This window comes from Corynebacterium sp. 32222D000AT (assembly GCF_053546955.1).
In genome coordinates, this window is sequence record NZ_JBPPVW010000008.1 from 54,610 (window position 1) to 72,267 (window position 17,658).

Annotated in this window: 15 protein-coding genes; 4 read left to right on the top strand and 11 right to left on the bottom strand. The window is 67.4% G+C overall.

Annotated features, from left to right (window positions below):
- Positions 1-111: 111 nt before the first annotated feature.
- The 4 genes from ACEE23_RS06615 to ACEE23_RS06630 form a co-directional block, all read right to left on the bottom strand.
- Positions 112-1,056, bottom strand: a complete 945-nt coding sequence (locus tag ACEE23_RS06615; RefSeq protein WP_368519705.1) for an META domain-containing protein — start codon at positions 1,054-1,056, stop codon at positions 112-114.
- A 102-nt stretch (positions 1,057-1,158) separates the two neighbouring features.
- Positions 1,159-2,652 carry an Asp-tRNA(Asn)/Glu-tRNA(Gln) amidotransferase subunit GatA gene (gatA, locus tag ACEE23_RS06620; protein ID WP_368519704.1) on the bottom strand — a complete coding sequence of 498 codons (1,494 nt, stop codon included), beginning with the start codon at positions 2,650-2,652 and terminating at the stop codon, positions 1,159-1,161.
- Positions 2,653-2,949, bottom strand: a complete 297-nt coding sequence (gatC, locus tag ACEE23_RS06625) for an Asp-tRNA(Asn)/Glu-tRNA(Gln) amidotransferase subunit GatC (RefSeq protein WP_368519703.1) — start codon at positions 2,947-2,949, stop codon at positions 2,653-2,655.
- A gap of 157 nt (positions 2,950-3,106) precedes the next feature.
- Positions 3,107-3,916, bottom strand: a complete 810-nt coding sequence (locus ACEE23_RS06630; protein ID WP_368519702.1) for a sulfite exporter TauE/SafE family protein — start codon at positions 3,914-3,916, stop codon at positions 3,107-3,109.
- Positions 3,917-4,126: 210 nt separating this feature from the next.
- On the opposite strand from ACEE23_RS06630, the gene ACEE23_RS06635 reads away from it, so the two are divergent.
- Positions 4,127-4,813 (top strand): amino acid-binding ACT domain protein, encoded by a 687-nt coding sequence (locus ACEE23_RS06635; RefSeq protein ID WP_368519701.1) that lies wholly within the window; start codon positions 4,127-4,129, stop codon positions 4,811-4,813.
- Here the strand turns inward: ACEE23_RS06635 and ACEE23_RS06640 are convergent.
- Together ACEE23_RS06640 and ligA are read right to left on the bottom strand one after the other, a co-directional pair.
- The gene (locus tag ACEE23_RS06640) at positions 4,810-5,580 is read right to left on the bottom strand and encodes an HAD-IIB family hydrolase (protein WP_368519700.1); all 771 of its coding nucleotides are present in this window, start codon (positions 5,578-5,580) and stop codon (positions 4,810-4,812) included. The two genes, ACEE23_RS06635 and ACEE23_RS06640, sit on opposite strands and share 4 nt — an antisense overlap.
- Positions 5,581-5,639: 59 nt before the next feature.
- Positions 5,640-7,718: an NAD-dependent DNA ligase LigA gene (gene ligA, locus ACEE23_RS06645; protein WP_448871734.1), complete on the bottom strand. Its 2,079-nt coding sequence runs from the start codon at positions 7,716-7,718 to the stop codon at positions 5,640-5,642.
- A gap of 107 nt (positions 7,719-7,825) precedes the next feature.
- Here ligA and ACEE23_RS06650 point away from each other — a divergent pair, with 107 nt between their 5' ends.
- Positions 7,826-8,497: an exonuclease domain-containing protein gene (locus tag ACEE23_RS06650; protein ID WP_448871732.1), complete on the top strand. Its 672-nt coding sequence runs from the start codon at positions 7,826-7,828 to the stop codon at positions 8,495-8,497.
- Between the two features lie 129 nt (positions 8,498-8,626).
- Entirely contained in the window at positions 8,627-9,781 is a 1,155-nt protein-coding gene (locus ACEE23_RS06655; protein WP_448871730.1) for an AAA family ATPase, read from the top strand.
- Here the strand turns inward: ACEE23_RS06655 and ACEE23_RS06660 are convergent.
- Both ACEE23_RS06660 and mnmA read right to left on the bottom strand, forming a co-directional pair.
- The gene (locus tag ACEE23_RS06660) at positions 9,778-10,722 is read right to left on the bottom strand and encodes a methionine synthase (RefSeq protein WP_368519696.1); all 945 of its coding nucleotides are present in this window, start codon (positions 10,720-10,722) and stop codon (positions 9,778-9,780) included. The two genes, ACEE23_RS06655 and ACEE23_RS06660, sit on opposite strands and share 4 nt — an antisense overlap.
- A gap of 33 nt (positions 10,723-10,755) precedes the next feature.
- Entirely contained in the window at positions 10,756-11,841 is a 1,086-nt protein-coding gene (gene mnmA / locus ACEE23_RS06665) for a tRNA 2-thiouridine(34) synthase MnmA (protein WP_368519695.1), read from the bottom strand.
- A 160-nt stretch (positions 11,842-12,001) separates the two neighbouring features.
- Here mnmA and ACEE23_RS06670 point away from each other — a divergent pair, with 160 nt between their 5' ends.
- The gene (locus tag ACEE23_RS06670; RefSeq protein WP_368519694.1) at positions 12,002-12,847 is read left to right on the top strand and encodes a spermidine synthase; all 846 of its coding nucleotides are present in this window, start codon (positions 12,002-12,004) and stop codon (positions 12,845-12,847) included.
- On the opposite strand, the gene ACEE23_RS06675 is transcribed toward ACEE23_RS06670, so the two are convergent.
- From ACEE23_RS06675 to ACEE23_RS06685, 3 genes are read right to left on the bottom strand one after another with little or no spacing between them, the layout of a single operon-like run.
- The gene (locus ACEE23_RS06675) at positions 12,828-13,982 is read right to left on the bottom strand and encodes a glycoside hydrolase family 25 protein (protein ID WP_368519693.1); all 1,155 of its coding nucleotides are present in this window, start codon (positions 13,980-13,982) and stop codon (positions 12,828-12,830) included. The genes ACEE23_RS06670 and ACEE23_RS06675 overlap by 20 nt on opposite strands.
- A gap of 56 nt (positions 13,983-14,038) precedes the next feature.
- On the bottom strand, positions 14,039-16,399 hold the full coding sequence (locus ACEE23_RS06680; RefSeq protein WP_448871727.1) for a bifunctional lysylphosphatidylglycerol flippase/synthetase MprF: 2,361 nt from the start codon (positions 16,397-16,399) through the stop codon (positions 14,039-14,041).
- Positions 16,392-17,603 carry an alpha/beta hydrolase gene (locus ACEE23_RS06685; RefSeq protein WP_448871725.1) on the bottom strand — a complete coding sequence of 404 codons (1,212 nt, stop codon included), beginning with the start codon at positions 17,601-17,603 and terminating at the stop codon, positions 16,392-16,394. The genes ACEE23_RS06680 and ACEE23_RS06685 overlap by 8 nt, the downstream gene beginning before the upstream one ends.
- Between the last annotated feature and the right edge of the window lie 55 nt (positions 17,604-17,658).

The following is a 17,658-nucleotide window of genomic DNA, read 5'->3' on the forward strand; positions in this document are numbered from 1 at the left end:
GTAAGGGCTAGCCTTCCCCGGACAAACACTTGACCCCTCCCGCAAGCGCGGGAGGGGTCAAATTGAGGAATTACGCGGCGGGACTGTCAATATCCGCGTCTGAAGAACGCCTTAGGCCGTGGCACCTGCCGGACCAGTCTGGTCGGCGGTGGTGTCCGGCTGGACGACGCCTTCGTCGTCTACGTTAGCAGTCTCGGCACCGGTGTTCCCAGCCTGGGATGCATCCTGGTTCACTTCTGCCCCCGGGACAGGGGTCTGGTCACTTGCCGCGCCCTCAGCTTCCGGAGCGGTCGCCGGGGCGCTTGCCTCCGGCTGGGTGGAAGCGTCCGGGCCCACCGGCTGGGTAGCCGGGGCGGCGTTGCCACCCTCCTCGGTCTGGGCGGGCTTGAACTCGATGGCGTCGTCTCCGGCGGCCAGGGCCAGAGTGGAGTTATCGAGCTGGTAGATGGCCGGCTTGGACTCGAGAATCTTGGTGATGGCGGCGGCATCGGCCATCGCGGCCGGCTCGCAGGCCATCTGGGTCGAGGTGATGGTGCCGACCTCGAGGGCACCCTCGGAGTCGAAGCTGTACTCGGCGTTGCCGCCGTTGCAGCCGTCCTCGAAGCTCAAGGTGCCGTCGTCCTGCAGCGTGATGCTGACGGCATCCGGCTTGACGGTGGAGACCAGCTTGCCGGAGATGGTCTCGTTGCCGCCCTTCGGCTGCAGCTTGGTGGCCCCCTCCGGCAGGGTGGTCACCAGCTCGGACTTTGCTTCCTCGCCGCCCTCGGACGGGGTGGCGGTGGCGGCATCGCCGGAAGTAGCGGCCGCTGCGGACTCAGTGGACTCGGTCGTCTCGCTGCCGGCGGCAGTCGAGGCGGCCTCACTGTTGGAGCTCAAGCCCAGCAGCTGCTCGAGCAGCTCCGGGGTCACGACGCTGGACAGCTGGTCCACGCCGGAAGTTTCTTGGTCAGGTTCTGGAGAATCGGTGGGCGCGGCCAGTGCTGCCGGGGCCGACAGGGCAAGGCCGGCGGCCACGGCGGTCGAAGCGGTCAGGGTCTTGATTTTCTTGGAAACCATGGTCCATAACCTACCGTCACAATCGTCACACGCAACCCATCCGATACAAAAAGAAGGTTCCCCGTATAGAAAAAACAGGGAACCTTCAGGAAACGGCGGCGGCTAGTTCGCCGAGTCGCGGCCGGCCTCGTAGGCGGCGCCGACCTTGTACAGGCGGTCGTCGGCAAAGGCCGGGGCCATGATCTGCAGGCCGGTCGGCAGTCCGGAGTCGCTGGCCATGCCGGACGGCACGGACATGCCGCACAGGCCCGCCAGGTTCAGCGGCAGGGTGCACAGGTCGAAGTTGTACATGGCCATCGGGTCTTCGACCTTCTCCCCCAGCTTGAACGCCGTGGTCGGGGTGGTCGGTGAGACCAGCACGTCGACCTGCTCGAAGGCCTTGGCGAAGTCCTGGGCGATCAGGGTGCGCACGCGCTGGGCCTGCAGGTAGTAGGCGTCGTAGTAGCCCACGGACAGCGCGTAGGTACCCAGCATGATGCGGCGCTTGACCTCGGGCCCGAAGCCCTCGGCGCGGGACATGCTCATGACCTGCTCGGCGGAGTGGGTGCCGTCGTCGCCGACGCGCAGGCCGTAACGCATGCCGTCGAAACGGGCCAGGTTAGACGAGACCTCGCAGGGCATGATCAGGTAGTAAGCGGCCAGGGCGTCGTCGAAGTGCGGGCAGTCGATCTCGACGGTCTCGGCGCCCTGGGCGACCAGCTGGTCCACGGCCTGGTGGTAGGCCTCCATTACGCCGGGCTGCCAGCCGTCGCGCTCGAACTGCTTGATGAGACCGACCTTGACGCCGCTGAGATCGCCCTGCGCGCCCTCGCGGGCGGCGGCGACTACGTCAGCGACCGGCTTGTCCACGCTGGTGGCATCGAAGGCGTCGTGGCCGGCAATGACCTCGTGCAGCAGCGCAGTGTCCAGGACGGTGCGTGCGCACGGGCCCGCCTGGTCCAGGGAGGAGGCCGCGGCGATGAGACCGTAGCGGGAGACGGTGCCGTAGGTCGGCTTCACGCCGACGGTGTTGGTCAGGGCGGCCGGCTGGCGGATGGAACCGCCGGTATCGGTGCCGATGCCCAGCGGGGCCTGGCCGGCGGCCAGCGCCGCGCTGGTGCCGCCGCCGGAACCGCCCGGGGTGCGCTCGGTGTCGTAGGGGTTATGCACCGGGCCGTAGGCGGAGTTCTCGCTGGACGAGCCCATGGCGAATTCATCCAGGTTGGTCTTGCCCAGGATCGGGATGCCGGCCTCGCGCAGCTTGGTGACCACGGTGGCATCGTAGGGCGAGATCCAGCCCTCGAGCATCTTGGAGGCCGCGGTGGTCGGGGCATCGGTAGTAGTCAGCAGGTCCTTCAGCGCCAGCGGGACGCCGGCCAGGGCCGAGGCCGGCTGCTCACCGGCGTCGAGGGCCTTATCGACGGCATCGGCGGCCGCCAGCGCTTCCTCCGCGCCGACGTGGAGGAAGGCGTTGAGCTCGTCGTTGGTCTCGGCGATGCGATCAAGGAAGGCCTGCGTGACCTCGCGGGAGGAAAGCTCCCGGGAGTGGATCTTGTCCGCCAGCTCGGCGGCGCTCAGAGAGGTAATCCCCTCGTTCGGGGCAATAAAGGTGCTCATTTACTCTCCTCCCAGAATCTGCGGAACCGCGAAACGATCGTCCTCTGCGGCCGGGGCCTGATCCAGCGCCTGCTCGGCGTTCAGGGTCCGCACCACCTTGTCCTCGCGCATGGTGGCGTTCAGCGAGTGCGGGTGGCTCATCGGCTCGACGCCGTCGGTGTCCACCTTGCCCACCGCGGAGACCGAGTCCACGATTTCATCAATCTGGCTAGCAAACTGTTCGAGCTCTTCCTCGCTCAAGGCCAAGCGGGAAAGCTTAGCCAGGTGCGCGACCTCGTCACGCGAAATCTCAGACACGCGAACTCCATCCCTTCTTCTTGCGCGCCGCCCACACTGGCCTGGCCTACCCAGCAGGCAGGCGACCAGGCTCCCGGACCGGCGCACGGTAGTGTTTAGCTTTTGCTCCTCACCATGCTACTGCACCGCCCGCCGCAGGCGCGTAGGTGGTCTCCGACTAGAGGAACTGCCGCACCAGCGCCACGAGCGCCACGACGACGATGACGGCCCGCAAGACCTGGTTCGGCAGGCGCTTGGCCACCTGCGCGCCGACCAGGCCGCCGACGAGTCCCCCGGCCGCGACGACCGCCACCCCGATCCAGAGGATCTCGGCGCCGAAGAAGGCCCAGGCGATGAGGTAGACCAGCGCGGCGGTGACGTTGACGAACAGGGACAAGAAATTCTTCACCGGGTTGATGGCCTTGAGGCTGCGCCCGGTCATCACCGACAGGATGGCCATATACAAAATGCCCTGGGCCGCGGTGAAATAGCCGCCGTAAACCGCGGCCAACCCCATGGGGGCTACCACCCGGGGCCGGCGGTAGGCCCCGCCCACCTCAGCGCCGGAGGCGGCATCGTTAGCCGTGCCTTGCCCGGACTGGGAGCGCCCGGAAAGCCACCGGGTCAACCGCGGCTGGAAGGTCACCATTACCAGTGCCACGACGATGAGGATGGGGATGACGAAGTCGAGGGCATCCGACGGCGAGGCTAGCAACAGCAGGGAGCCGGCGGCCGAGGCCACAATGGTCACCACCACCAGCGGGCCCAGGTAGGGCAACTCGCGCCGGATTTCTTTACGGAAACCCCACGCTGAGCCCACCGACGCGAACATCATGCCGGTGGTGTTGGTGCGCACCGCCACCCCCGGCGGCACGCCCAGGGCCAGCAAGACCGGCAGGGTGAGCAAGGAGCCCGAGCCCACCGCGGAGTTGATAATCCCGGCCAGCACGGCCATAGCGAAAAGCAAAGCACCGCTAACAATGGACATGTTGGGCTCCTCTCCTTGGGGGATACTTACGCGGGCGGTTTAACGTGTCTCACATAGTAGTGCGCGCACGCTGCGTTTTCGCTATTAGTTTCCCCGGAAAGAAATTTATAGGCGGGGCGTCTATTGAGACTTGCGACACCCGGCGGGTAGTATTTACGGGAAAACAAACCGTATTAACCGCGCTAGCCACAGAAAGAATTGTCTACTATCATGTCCTTCCTCATCCGCGTTCTTCTTCCCGACACCCCGGGCAGTTTAGGCCAACTGGCCGACGCGATCGGCATGGTAGACGGCAATATTCAGTCGGTCGATATTGTTGAAAACTTCCCCGATGGCACCGTCATGGACGACATCGTGGTGGAGCTCGCCGCCGGCGGCATGGCCGATTCGCTCATTACGGCCGCCAGCACCGTCGACGGCGTCGAGGTGGATTCCATCCGCCCGTTCTCGGGCCGGGTGGATCGCCGCGGCCAGATTGCGCTGCTGGCCCGCGTGGCCTCCCACCTGCACGACGTGCGCGCGGCGATGACCGAGGTGGTCGCCGCCATCCCGAAGGCGCTGACCTCGACATGGGCCATCGTCATCGATAACAACGAGCCGATCCACCGCATCGCCAGCTCGGACGCCGCCCCGGAGGACGACGGGACGACCCCGCACGACATCGACGTCACCCAGGCCCGCGCTCTTAACCCAGAGGCCGATTCCTGGATCCCGGCCTCCTGGTCCCTGTTGGACTCGGCGCTGGCCGCCGCCCCCATCGGCGATACCGGCCTGGTCATGGCCATCGGCCGCACCGGCGGGCCCGATTATCTGGCCTCCGAGGTCGAGCACCTCGGCAACCTGGGCACCATCCTGGGCGCTTTCTTGAGCGACGGCCACGCGGGCACCGCGGACTAGTCCAGCAGCCGGCGCAGTCCTTCCGCCGCGCTATCCACTACGGTCCCGGCGGCGGCCTGTACGTCCCGCGGGGCCCAGGGGAAGGAGAAGGCCTGGCGGGAGAGCTGGAACATGGACAGATCGTTCCAGGAATCCCCGAAGCTGTAGATTTCCATCTCCTCCCGGTCCCAGCCGGCGTGCCGGGCCAACCATTCCACGCCGGCCCCCTTGGTGGTCCCGGCCGGCAGGATGTCCACGAAACCCTGGTTCTTAGTGGACTCGACCTCGTAATTGTCCAGCACCCAGCGGTGAATCTCGTCCTGGACCTGCGGGTTATCCGGCGTCCAGGTCGCCACGGCCACGAAGTCCTGGTCCGGGATGGTCTCCGGCGTCGCGTAGGCGACCTGGGTGATAACCCCGGTGCCTTCCGTGCTCACGCACTCGCGGAAGCAATAGTCCAGCCCGGTATGGGAAATCCCGTAGACGTTAGTGCCGGGGCGCTCGGCCAGGCTGCGGACCAGCTGGGTCACCGTCTCCTTGTCCAGGCCGGCGCGGTGGACGACCTGCCGGTTCTTGTCCGCGATGATCGCCCCGGTAACCAGGATGGAGTAGTCGAATTCCACCCCGGAGCCGGCCAGCGCCCGGTAGGCCTCGTTGTAAGACTTACCGGTCGCCGCGACCGCGATATTGCCGGCCGCCTGCCACTCGGCGATGGCCTCGGCAATATCCGGGGCGAGCCCGTCCGGGAAGTAGATGGTCCCGTCGAAATCGAAAGCGGCAATCTTCATGCAGTTGGTCCTTCCTCCAGGCTTCGGCGGTAACGCTTGCGGCGTCTTAAGCCTCCAGCCTATCCGTCGGCGTCTTCGCCGGCCGGCGCGCCATGAGCTAGCAGGTCCTCGAAGCCGGCCTCATCCAGGATGGGCACGCCCAGGTCCTGGGCCTTTTGTTCCTTAGAACCGGCGTTCTCCCCGGCGACCAAAAAGTCCGTCTTCTTCGACACGGAGCCGGTGGCCTTCCCGCCGCGGCTGACGATGGCCTCCTTGGCCTCGTCGCGGCTGTAGCCTTCCAGGGTGCCGGTGACCACGATGGTCAGCCCCTCCAGGGTCTGGGGGCGGCGGGATTCGGCGGCGATCTCCATGCGCACGCCCGCGGCGGCCCAGCGCTCGACGATGTTGACGTGCCAGTCGACCTCGAACCAGGACTTGAAGGACTCGGCGATGATAGTGCCCACGCCCTCGGTCTCCGCCAGTTCCTCGACGTCGGCGGCGCGCAGTGCTTCCATCGAGCCGTAGCGGGTGGCCAGCGCCCGCGCCGCGATGGGCCCGACGTGACGGATGGACAGGGCCACGAGCACGCGCCAGAAGTCGCGCTCCTTGGCCTCGCCGAGGTTGTCCAGTAGCGCACGGCCGACCGTGTTGACCGCGATGTTGTCCGCGGACTTCGGCCCCTTGGCCTTCTTGTCCGCCTTGGAGGTGTAGACGTCGGAGGCCAACAGCTTTTCCTCGGTCAGCTCGAACAGCTCGGCCTCGTCTTCCAGGATGCCCTGTTCGATGAGATCCCAGGCGCCCTTCTCCCCCAGCGCCTCGATATCGAGCGCCTTGCGGGAGGCCAAGTATTCTAGCCGCGCCGACAGCTGCGCCGGGCACGAGCGGGTGTTCGGGCAGCGCCAGTCGGCGTCGCCCTCTTTTTGCGGCGCGAGCGGCGTCCCGCAGGAGGGGCAGTTGTCCGGGAAGGTCCACTCGACCTCGCTGCCGTCGCGGGCCTCGACGACCGGCCCCAAGACCTCGGGGATAATTTCGCCCGCCTTGCGGATGACCACGGTGTCGCCCACCAGCACGCCCTTGCGCTTGACCTCGGACTGGTTGTGCAAGGTGGCCATGGAGACCGTCGAGCCGGAGACGAAGACGGGATCCATCACCGCGAACGGGGTCACGCGCCCGGTGCGGCCCACGCCGACCTGGATATCCCGCAGGACGGTGGTGACCTCCTCGGGCGGGTACTTGTAGGCAATCGCCCAGCGCGGTGCCCGGGAGGTCGCGCCCAGCTGGCGCTGGGAGGCCAAGTCGTCGACCTTGACCACCAGCCCGTCCATCTCGAAGATGGCGTCGTGGCGGTGATCGGCCCAGTAGTTCACGCGCTCGATTACTTCTTCCGCCGAGTGCACCTGCTCGGTGTACGGCGAGACCGGCAGCCCCCAGGCCGCCAGGGCTTGGTAGGCGTGGTACTGCGAATCCGGGCTGAAGCCCTCCCGGGCGCCGATGCCGTGGCAGACCATCTTCAGACGCCGCTTTTTCACCTCCGCCGGGTCCTTCATCCGCAGCCCGCCGGTCGCGGAGTTGCGCGGGTTGGCGAAGGCCGGCTTGCCGTCCTCGACGCGCTCGGCGTTGATCTCGGCGAAGTCTTCCGGCCGCATGTAGACCTCGCCGCGGACCTCGACCAGCTCCGGCACGGGGAAGTCCGCGGTGTCCTGCAGCTGCTGCGGGATATCCTCGATGACCCGGGCGTTGGCCGTAATGTCCTCGCCGACCTGGCCGTCGCCGCGGGTGGCCGCGGAGACGAGGCGCCCGGAACGGTAGACCAAGTCGATGGAGAGCCCATCGATCTTCAGCTCGGTCAGGTAGGTCTTCGCCGGGGTGCGGGTCAGCCAGTCGCGCATCTCCGCCTCGCTGAAGACGTTGTCCAGGCTCATCATGCGCTCGAGGTGTTCGACGTCAGCGAACGGCGAGGCCGCGCCCACCTCCCGCGTCGGCGAGTCCGGGACCGCCAGCTCCGGGTGCTTTTCCTCCAGTTCCTGCAGGCGGCGGAAAAGCTGGTCGAAGTCGGCGTCCGGGATGACCGGCTGCTCGTTGTAATAGAGCTGACGATGCCGCCGTACTTCCTGGGCGAGCTCGTTCCATTCGCGTTGCACATCTGCTGGATTAGTCACGGTGCCCCAGTCTAGTCGCCGCGCCGACGCTTCCCGCCCGGCGGGTAAATTCGCAGCGTTTGGCCAGCCAGCCGCGTGTGTCCGGGGTGGCGACTAAGGTTAAGCCCATGAACTTCGACGCGACCCGCATGCTCTCCTTTGACCTGGAAACCACCTCGACCGATCCCCGCTCCGCCCGCATCGTTACCTCCGCGCTGGTCACCATTGACGGCCGCCACGTGGAAAAGAAGGAGATGCTGGCCGATCCCGGCGTCGAGATCCCCGAGGCCGCCGCCCAGGTCCACGGGATTACCACCGAAAAGGCCCGCGCCGAGGGCCGGCCGCACGACGAGGTCCTAGAAGAAACCGTAAGCGCCATCAAGCAGGCCTGGGACAACGGCCTGACCCTGGTGGTCTATAACGCGGCTTATGATCTCTCGGTCCTGCGGGCCCTGACCGGCGACTTCACCGTCACCGGCCCGGTCTACGACCCCTTCGTCATCGACCGGGTCATGGACAAGTGGCGCAAGGGCAAGCGCACCCTGGGCACGGTCTGCGAACACTACGGGGTCAGCCTGGACAACGCGCACGAGGCCACCGCGGACGCCCTGGCCGCCGCACGGGTGGCCTGGAAGCAGGTGCGCCAGGTTTTCCCGGAGCTCGCCCAGAAGGACGTGGACGAGCTGATGGAGTTCCAAGCCGTGCGCTGGTACCACGATCGGATGGACTTCAAGAAGTACCTGGAGGGCAAGGGCCGGGATGCCGACAGCGTCTCCACCGCGTGGCCGATGATCAGCTAGAGCTCGAAGCACCGCGCCGAAAACCTAGTGACTCACCGAAGTCTCCAGAGTCTCCAGAGTCTCCAGCGACTCCTCAAGTCTCCAAAATCTCCGTTTTCTCCAAAGTCTCCAGCTGATAGGATCCGGGTCATGTCTGCTCCTTCCCTCCCGCGGGACAACCCGTTCCGCCCGACCTTCGGCGCCGCTCCCCTGTATTGGGTCGGCCGCGAGGTCATCCTCCGTTCCTTCGAGCGCGCGCTCGTCGGCGCCGCCGGCACGCCCGGGCGCTCGCTGGTCATTAGCGGATCCCGCGGCATTGGCAAGACGGTCCTGCTCAACGAACTCGAAGACCGCGCCCGCACGCAGGGCTGGATCGTGCTGCGCGCCTCCGGCCGCAGCCCCATCGTGGAAGATTTCGTGGAGACCACCATCCCCGCGGCCATTGAGGGCATCAGCCCGCGGCCGACCACGCGGGTGAAGCAGGTCGGCCTCGGCAAGGTGGCCAGCATCGGCTTCGACACCGATGACCAGGCGCCTTACAAGCACAACCTCAACACCCGGCTGCGCGAGTTGTCCGGCCACCTCACCGGCACCGGGATCCTTATCAGCATCGACGAGGCCCAGGACGCCTCCCTGGAGGATCTCACGACCATCGCCGTCGCCTACCAGGACCTAATCCGCGACGATCTTAACGTCGCGCTCGTGGTGGCGGGACTGCCCCAGGGCATCGACAAGCTGCTGAGCCTGCCGGGAGCTACCTTCCTGCGGCGGGCGGAAAAATACCTGCTGGGCCCCTTGAACCAGTCTCTGACGGCGGAGGCCTTCGAGTTGACCGCCCGCGACAGCGGAATCAGTTTCAGCCCGGCCGGCATCCAGGCCGCGGTGGCGCTCTCCCACGGCTACCCCTACCTCGTGCAACTGGTCGGCTCCCTGGCCTGGCAGCAGGCGGACCTGCGCGCGGGCGGCGAGGACGGTGCCGTCATTACGGAGGAGGATGTCGCCGAGATAGCGCCCCAGGCCATTTCCCTGATGGGCACGCAGGTCCACCAGCCGGCGGTCAAGGAGCTCTCGCCGGCGCTGCGGGAATTCCTGGAGGCCATGGCCCAGGCCGCACCCACCGACCCGGTGGCGGTGCACGATATCGCCGCGTCGTTGGGCCGGACCCTGCGTTCCCTGTCGGGCACGCGCCAGCGGCTCATCGACGCCGATATCATCGAGGCACCCCGCTACGGCGAGCTCAACTTCACTCTGCCCTACCTGCGCGACTTCCTGTTGGCGCGGGATTCCGGCGGGCGGGTCAGCTAAAGATCCCCCGCGTCCCGCTCGAGCATCGCCGCCACTCGATAAGCCAGCCGGTAGTCCCTGGCGGGTGACTCCGGCCGGGCCGGGTAGACGTCCACCGCGTGGGTCAACAGCGTGCGCGGCAGGCCCAGCCGGTCCAGCAGGCGCGCGATAGCGATCGCTACGCCCCGGGCGGTATCCGGCTGGCCGGGCACTGCGTCAGCGGCCGTAATGCCGAGGCCGACGCGCGAGCCAGCATCCAGGTGCTGGCCCAGCCCGTCCAAGTCCCGGGGGTTAACCAGCTGCGGCAGGTCCAACAGCACCGTTTGCGCGGTGCGTGCCAGCTCCCACTGGGGCCTGTCAAGGTGCAGGTACTGGGAATCGAAGCGCGCCAGGGTATCCGCGGCGACTTCCGCGGGCACGGCCGCGATGTCGTCGAAGTCCGTCACCCCCGGCAGCGTGCCGGCCAGGATCTGGCCCAGGTAGGGCTCGTCGAGTTGCAGCACGACCTGCGCGCCGAAGCGGCGGGCCACGTCGGCGGAATGGCGGGCAAGGCCTTCTTGCAGACCGAGGAAGAGGTCGCGGCGCGCCCCACTATCAGTGATGACACGGTGCCCGTTGGCCAGCTCAATGGCGGCGGACAGGCTCCACGGCCCGACGGCCTGGATCTTGACTTCGGGCACGCTTTCGCCCCAGACGTCCTGGATTTCGTCCAGGTCGCGTTCCATCCGGTCCCAAGCCCGGCGGGTCAGCAGCTGCGGCCGGTCGGTCATCTGCCAGGCGCGCGGGCCGCGGTCGACCGCCACGAATTCCACCAGCCCGGCGGTGCGGCCGATAGCGTCCGAGCCCAGCCCGCGGTCGGGCAGCTGCGGCAGGTGCGGCAGGTCGCCGGTCTCCCCCAGCACGATGTCGGCGGCCTCCGGCATGGAGGTGCCGGGCATAGGGCCGAGCCCAAATCCAGTCACGCTGTCACCTTCTCCTTCGTGGGGCGCAGCCGCCTAGGCCGTCTCGCAAATGGTGCCGGAGCCCAAGACGATGTCGCCGAGCTCGTCCTCTGTCGGCAGGTAAAGCACGGCGGCCTGCCCCCGGGCCACGCCGGAGAGCTCGCCGTGCAGCTCCAGCCGCATGTAGTCGGCCGCGCGATCGATGTGCGCGGTGCACGGGACGACCGAGCCGTGGGCGCGCACCTGGACCTCGCACTCCAGCGTGCCGTCCATGGCCGGGTGCAGGTACTTGAGCCGGTCCGCGCCAATGGCGGTCACGGCCAAGTCCTCTCGCGCGCCGACGGTGACGGTGCCGGTGGCGGCGTCGATATCCGTGACGTAACGCGGCCGGCCGTCAGCGGCGGGCTGCTTGATGTCCAGGCCCTTGCGCTGGCCGATGGTGTAGTTCCAGGCGCCGTCGTGCGTTTTAAGCTCCTGGCCCTCCTGGTCCACAATCATGCCCGGGCGCAGGCCGATGCGCGCGCCCAGGAAGGCCTGGGTGTTGCCGTCGGGGATAAAGCAGATGTCGTAGGAATCCGGCTTCTTAGCGGTGGAAAAGCCGTGCGCGGCCGCCTCCTCGCGGATCTGCGGCTTCGGGGTGTCCCCGATGGGGAAATAGCAGTGCTCCAGCTCATCGGCGGAAATCACGCCCAGCACGTAGGACTGATCCTTGTTCTCGTCCTTGGAGCGGCGCATATAACCGTCCCGGTCCAGCGTCGCGTAGTGGCCGGTGGCCACCGCGTCGAAGCCCAAAGCCATGCCCTTTTGTAGCAGGGCCCGGAACTTGATCTTTTCGTTGCAGCGCAGGCAGGGGTTGGGGGTCTCGCCGCGTGCATAAGAGTCCACGAAGTCCCCGATGACCTCTTCCTTGAACTGCTCGGAGAAATCCCAGACATAGAACGGGATTCCCAGCTTGTCGCAGATGCGGCGGGCGTCGGCGGAGTCCTCCAGCGAGCAGCACCCGCGGGCCTTCTCACGCGTCTGCTGCGCGTCCTTGTGCAGCGCCAGGTGCACACCGACGACGTCGTGGCCCGCCTCGACCGCGCGGGCAGCCGCCACGGAGGAATCCACTCCGCCACTCATCGCCACCAGTACTCGCACGCCGCGCCACCTTTCTTCCTATCACTGCCGCCTGCCGGATTATCCAAAGCGGCTCAAAAGTCTACTCCCTCGGCCCAACGCAGGGATAATCCTCGCCATTCCCGGCCAGCGTCGGGCCGGAACCTCGGCCCGCTGGCCCCGGTGTCTACAGTAAGGGGTCATGGGTAGGAAACGGAACCGGAGCAGCCAGCCCGGCGAGGGCATCGTTGGCGTCTACGACATCGACACGGGCCAGGCCGAGGTCGTGGCGGATGAGTTCCGCCGGGACGGCTATATCCTCAACGTCAACGGCGTGCCCAGCAGCCACATCGTGCTCGGCTCCCCGGGCGAGCTGGAGTTTGAGTACATGCGCTGGATCGCCGCCGCGGTCGAGGTGCTCAACCCCGTCGACCCGGCCGCGCTGCGCGTTACCCACCTGGGCGGGGCGGGCTGCTCGCTCCCCCGCTATTTCGCGGACCTGTGGCCGCGCTCGCGGCATACGGTCGTGGAGTTAGATGCCAAGCTCGCGGAGCTGACCCGCACGCTTTTCGATGTGCCCCGCGCGCCCACGGTCAAGATTCGAGCCGGTGAGGCCCGCGCGGAGACGATGGCCTTCCAGCCGGCCAGCCGGGATATCATCATCCGCGACGTCTTCGCCGGGGCCACCACCCCGCGCCCGCTGACCACGGTGGAGTTCTTCGCCGCGTGCCGAAACGCCCTGTCGGCCGCGGGCCTATACGTATCCAACTGCGGCGATCACTCAGATTTGCAGGGCGCCAAGGCGGAGCTGGCCGGCATGGCCGAGGTCTTCGACCACCTAGCCGTCATCGCCGATCCACCGATGCTCAAGGGCCGCCGCTACGGCAACATCATCCTGATTGGTTCCGCGACACCCCTGCCCGCGGCCGGATCACAAGAAGCCGCGGCGCTAGCCAAGCGGCTTCTAGGCGGGGCGGTCCCCGCCCACTACAAAGACGAGTCTTTCACCCGCAAGTTTATCGGCGGGGCTAGCCCACGACGCGACTAACGATGCCGGCCAGCTGCTGCACGTCCAGCTGCCCGCCGTTGGCCCCCGCGGCCGCAGCAGCCTGGGTAGCATCCGCGACCGTCTGGTCGTCGACTTCGATGCCGGCGGTGTGCCCGGCGTTTTCCAGCAGCAGCGCCAGGTCACCGACGGAGTAGTCGCCCGCGGCCATGGCTTCGAGCTGCTCGACCGGCAGGGCGCCCTCGGCGTTGAGCTTTTCCACGTAGCCGATAAGGCCCTCGGCGGCATCACGGTCGATGCCTGCCTCACCCGCGGCCTCGGCCAGCTGCGGCGCGGCGGCCACGCCGGCGGCGATGGCCAGGATGGCGGCGACCAGGGCGGTCGAGTCCTTGCCCAGGTCCGGGGCGCCGGTTACCACGAGGTCCTCGAGGACCCCGCCGAAGTCGACGTAGTTGCCGGCGCTGAAGGAATCCAGCTGGGCGTGGGTGCCGTTGAACAGGTTCATGTCCACCTGGGTGGGGATGCCAGCAACCTTGCCGGAGCCGGAGCGCTGCCAGAAGGACAGCTTGTCCCAGCCGCCGACCGGCTGCGGGGCCGCGTCCTGGTAGGCGGCCAGCCACAGCGGGTACTCCGCGAACTGGGTGGTATTACCCATCTCCACTTCCCAGAAGTACTTGTAGGTGTAGATCATCGGGGTCCGGCCGGTCAGCCGCTTGAGCTCATCGGTGAATTCGCGGACCCAGGCCTGCATCTGCTGCGGGTTCTTGCCGTCGGTGACCTCGATGTCGAGCACCGGCGGCAGCGACTGGTCCGCCACCAGGGCCAGCTGGGAGGCGAAGTGCGCGGCCTGCGTCTTCGCGTCCGTGTTTGGGCGCCCGTAGTGGTAGGCGCCGACCTTTAGCCCGCTGGCGGCCGCGGCGTTGGCGTCGACGGCGAAGTGCGGGTTGCTAAAGCCCTCGCCCTCGGAGGCCTTGACGAAAGCGAAGGACTGCCCGTCGGATTTCACCTGTCCCCAGTCGATGGGGGCTCCACCCGGGTGCTGGTGGGCGGCGACATCCACGCCGGCGGGCGCAGACGTGCTCATCGGCGCGGCGTTCGCGGGAGCGGCGGCGGTAGCGACGAGAGCGCTGGCGACAACGGCGGTCAGGGCGGACTTGAGCGACTTAGTGACGGTCATGCCGGCGAGTGTACCGACTAAACCACAATAGTCACACAAGTAACACGCGTTTCATTCTATTTTTCTTTCGCCGACCGCCGGGCTCGCTTCCACGTCTGCACCGCGGCCCAGGCCTGCCCGACGTTGAGCTCGGGCAGGTAGGCACTCGTCGCCGCCAGGCCGATGGCCGGCAGTTTCAGCTCGTCGTCGTAGCAGAGGAACCAGGGGCGCTCAGCCGGCAGAAATTTGCGCTTGCTGGCCGCCAGGGTCCGGAAGCCGTAGAGCGGCTCCAGCTCCTGGCCCACCCGGGACAACGCCTGATCCAGCCAGCTGGGATCCTCCGCCGCGCCGGCCAGCGGGGCGCCCGACAGGGAAATCCATTCGCAGCCGCGATCTGCGGCGATGATGAGCGCCTCGGAAATCAAAAGCTCCATCACGCCTTTAAAGCCGTCCGCGGCCCGGCGCATCACGTCCAGGGTGTAGCCGATTACCTGGCCGTCGCGACGGACCGGCAGCCAGCTGGTGACCCCGTGCAGCCTGCCTTCCTCATCGAGGGCGTAGAGCAGCTGGGTACCCGGAACCTGCATCTCCTTAAGGCCGCCCAAGGTAAATCCCATCTCCGGCAGGGCCTTGTCCGAAACCCACTCTTCGCTCAGCGCCGTGATTTTCGCCGCCACCGCGAGGTCGAGGTCGTGCCAGGTGGTCCAGACGGTATGCACCCCTTGCTTTGCCGCTTTGTTGCGCGCGGTGCGGATGTTCTGGAATTTCTTGCCCTTAAACTCGGTATTGGCGCAGCTGAGCACGGCCTCCTCCGCGACTTTGACGCGCTTGAGCTCGGGGTGGGCGTCGGCGAAATCTGCGTCGACGGAATACCAGGCAACGCTGAGTCCTTGGTGGTGGGCGAAGTCCTCGAACTTGCCGGCGATATCCGTCCCCGCCGGGCCTACGGGGGCGCCGACGGTCAGGGCAATCCCGCGCGCCGGACGGTAGGCCACGTAAGAATCGCCGTCGAAAAAGTAGCGGTTGCCTTCCCAAAGCGTCATAAACGACAAGTGGTCGCCGCAGGTAGCAGAGAGGATCTCCCGGGCGCGGGCGCGGTCGGCTGCATTTTCCGGATCCGCCGGGCGCGCGAAGCAGGTATACAGCTGCCAGGCTAGAACCGCCCAGGCGATGATGCCGACCCATTCATAGACCAGCCATCCCAGCCAGGTGGCCGGGACCACGAAGTGCGGCCCGATAAGCGCCACAACCGTCGGCAGGAAGCGCAGGGGCAGCTCTGCCAGTACGTCGCCCGCCGTATTGATGGTGATAAAGCCCTCTGGGTACAGCAGTGCCACGGCCACCCAGGTTCCCGCCCCGGCGAGCACGACGCCGGCCACTGACATCCCGGCCCGCCGCAGCAGCGCCGGGTTGGTCGCAACGTGGAAAAGCCGGCGGGTGGCGACCAGCACGGCCGTGGCCATAATCCACGGCAGCAGCACCAGCGCGAGGTTGATGACCAACAGGTCGACCTCGCCTGGGGCCCATAGCTGGGCCACCAGCACGCCCATCACGCAGACCTGGAAGGCCAGCGACAGCCACCAGGCCAGGCGGCGCCCGCGGACGAGCCCGAAGGCCAGCACCAGCTGCACGACAAACGGCATCAGGTTGGCCACCACCGGGCCTAGCCCGTGGGCCCGGGCGATATCGAGGGCGTTCAAGCACTCGTCGCTCAAGGGGCTGGCCGCGCACAGCTCGGCCACCTCAATCCGGGACAGATCCGCCGACCACAACAGCTGGGTGACCATACTAAAGGGCCCTTCGGCCAGCGGATCCAGGGCCACGAAGAAGGGGCCGACTGCCACTGAGAGCACCACGACCGCCACCAGCACGCGCCGCTCGGCCACCGAGGCCTCCACCCGGTGGGGCCGGTACAACGCCTGCCCGGCCGCCAGTCCCAGCGCCATGGCCACGACCGCCTGCACGTCCGCCAGGGTCCCGGAGTACAACACGAACGTCAGCGTCAGGGCGATGATGCTCAGGCGCAACCGGCGGCGCCACAGACGCGGCATCTGGGCGGAGGAAAACGCCGCCGCCCCCGCGATGAAGCCCACCGGGGTCAGGAAGCTGGCGTGCAGCAGGTCGTCGCCCCACTGGTTCAGCCCGGCCAGCTCCACCCCACGGGCGGCGTAGACGGCCAGCGGGGTGGAAACTACTTGCGCGACCACCCCGACGGCGGCGTAGCGCAGCGAGCCCAGCTGCCCTTCCGCCGGCACACCCCAGGCCAGGGCCAAGATTGTCAGCACCACGGCCCCGCCAGCGTGGCCGGCAGTCAAGCCGATGGTCTGGATTCCCTCGACCGGCCAAATCTGCAGGCCCCACATCACCGCCAGCACCGCCAGCGTCACCGGGAAGCGGGACAGGGTTTTGAAAACCCCCACCAGTGCGTTTTTAAGCACGGACATCCTTATCCTCAATTCCGTCGAAGGGGTCCTTGTCGATCCTCATCCCGCCGCGTTGCGCGGCCCAGGCGAGCACTTCCCGCAAGGCCGGGCGCCAGACCTGGAAGCTGTGCCCGCCGGGGCGGGTGCCGTTATAGGTGCGCATCCCCGCCGCGCGGGCCTGCTGGGACAAGGTGCTGAGTGCCTCGACCGCAGCGTGGTCGTCCTCCCCGGCGATGAAGACGGCGGCCAGCCCCGGGTAGCGGTTCTGCTTGAGCAGGTAGGCGGGGCCCTGGGCCTGGAAGGCCTTCTCGTCGCCGCCGAAGAACTTGTCGACGGTGGCCTGATGACTGCCGATAGTCGGCTCGGCCTCTCCGGAGATATCCACGATGGAGCCGTACGCGGTGGGCTGGTTGGTGGCGATCTGCAGCGCGCAGGTGCCTCCGTAGCTTAAGCCGGCAACGGTCCAGTGGGATTGATCCGCGTCCACGCGGAAGGCCTGCTTGATCCCGGCGGGCACGTCTTGGGACAGGTAGGTCATGACGTGGGCCTGGCGGGAATCCGCGCAGATGGGGTTGGCGGTCTCCGAGCCGGTGGCATCGACGGCCACGATGATCGGGCTGCGCCCATCGTTGGCGGCTTGGAACTGGTCGGCGGTCTGGGCCGCCTCGCCGGAGCCGAACCACTGGTCGGGCCCGCCCGGGTTGCCGTGGAGCAGCACCACGACCGGGAGGTTCTCGCCGCGCCAGTAGGCCGGCGGGACATAGGCGATGGCTTCGCGCGCCGCGAACTGCGAGCGCGTGCCCGGCAGGTCCAGGTGGACGAGCGCAGCGTCCTGGAAGTCGCGGGCGGACTGGAATTCGGCCAGGCTCATTTCCCGGGCCACCGGCGTCGGGTCAAGCGAGCCGACGTCCGGGTAGGTCTGGTATTCGATGTTGACCAGGCCGACGGTGGCCAGCAGGGAGAAAACGCCGGCGAGCACGGTGGGCACCGTCGGCTTGCGGAGCAGGGCGGCCAGCGGGACGGCGGCGGCCGCCATGAGATAGAAAGGCACGTCCCAGCGCTGCAGGAAGAAGCCGGCGGCTATGCAGATGACCGCGGCTACGGCCACCGGCCACCAGCGGCGCTGCCACGCCACGACGCCGGCCGCGATAACCAGGATGCCGATGAAGATGGCGGCATCGACCGGTTCGGCCAGGGGCAGATCAGAAAGAAAGTTCACCCTCTAAACATAGAACTACCCCGCCCCGGAATCACTGGGGCTTAGCTGGGAATAT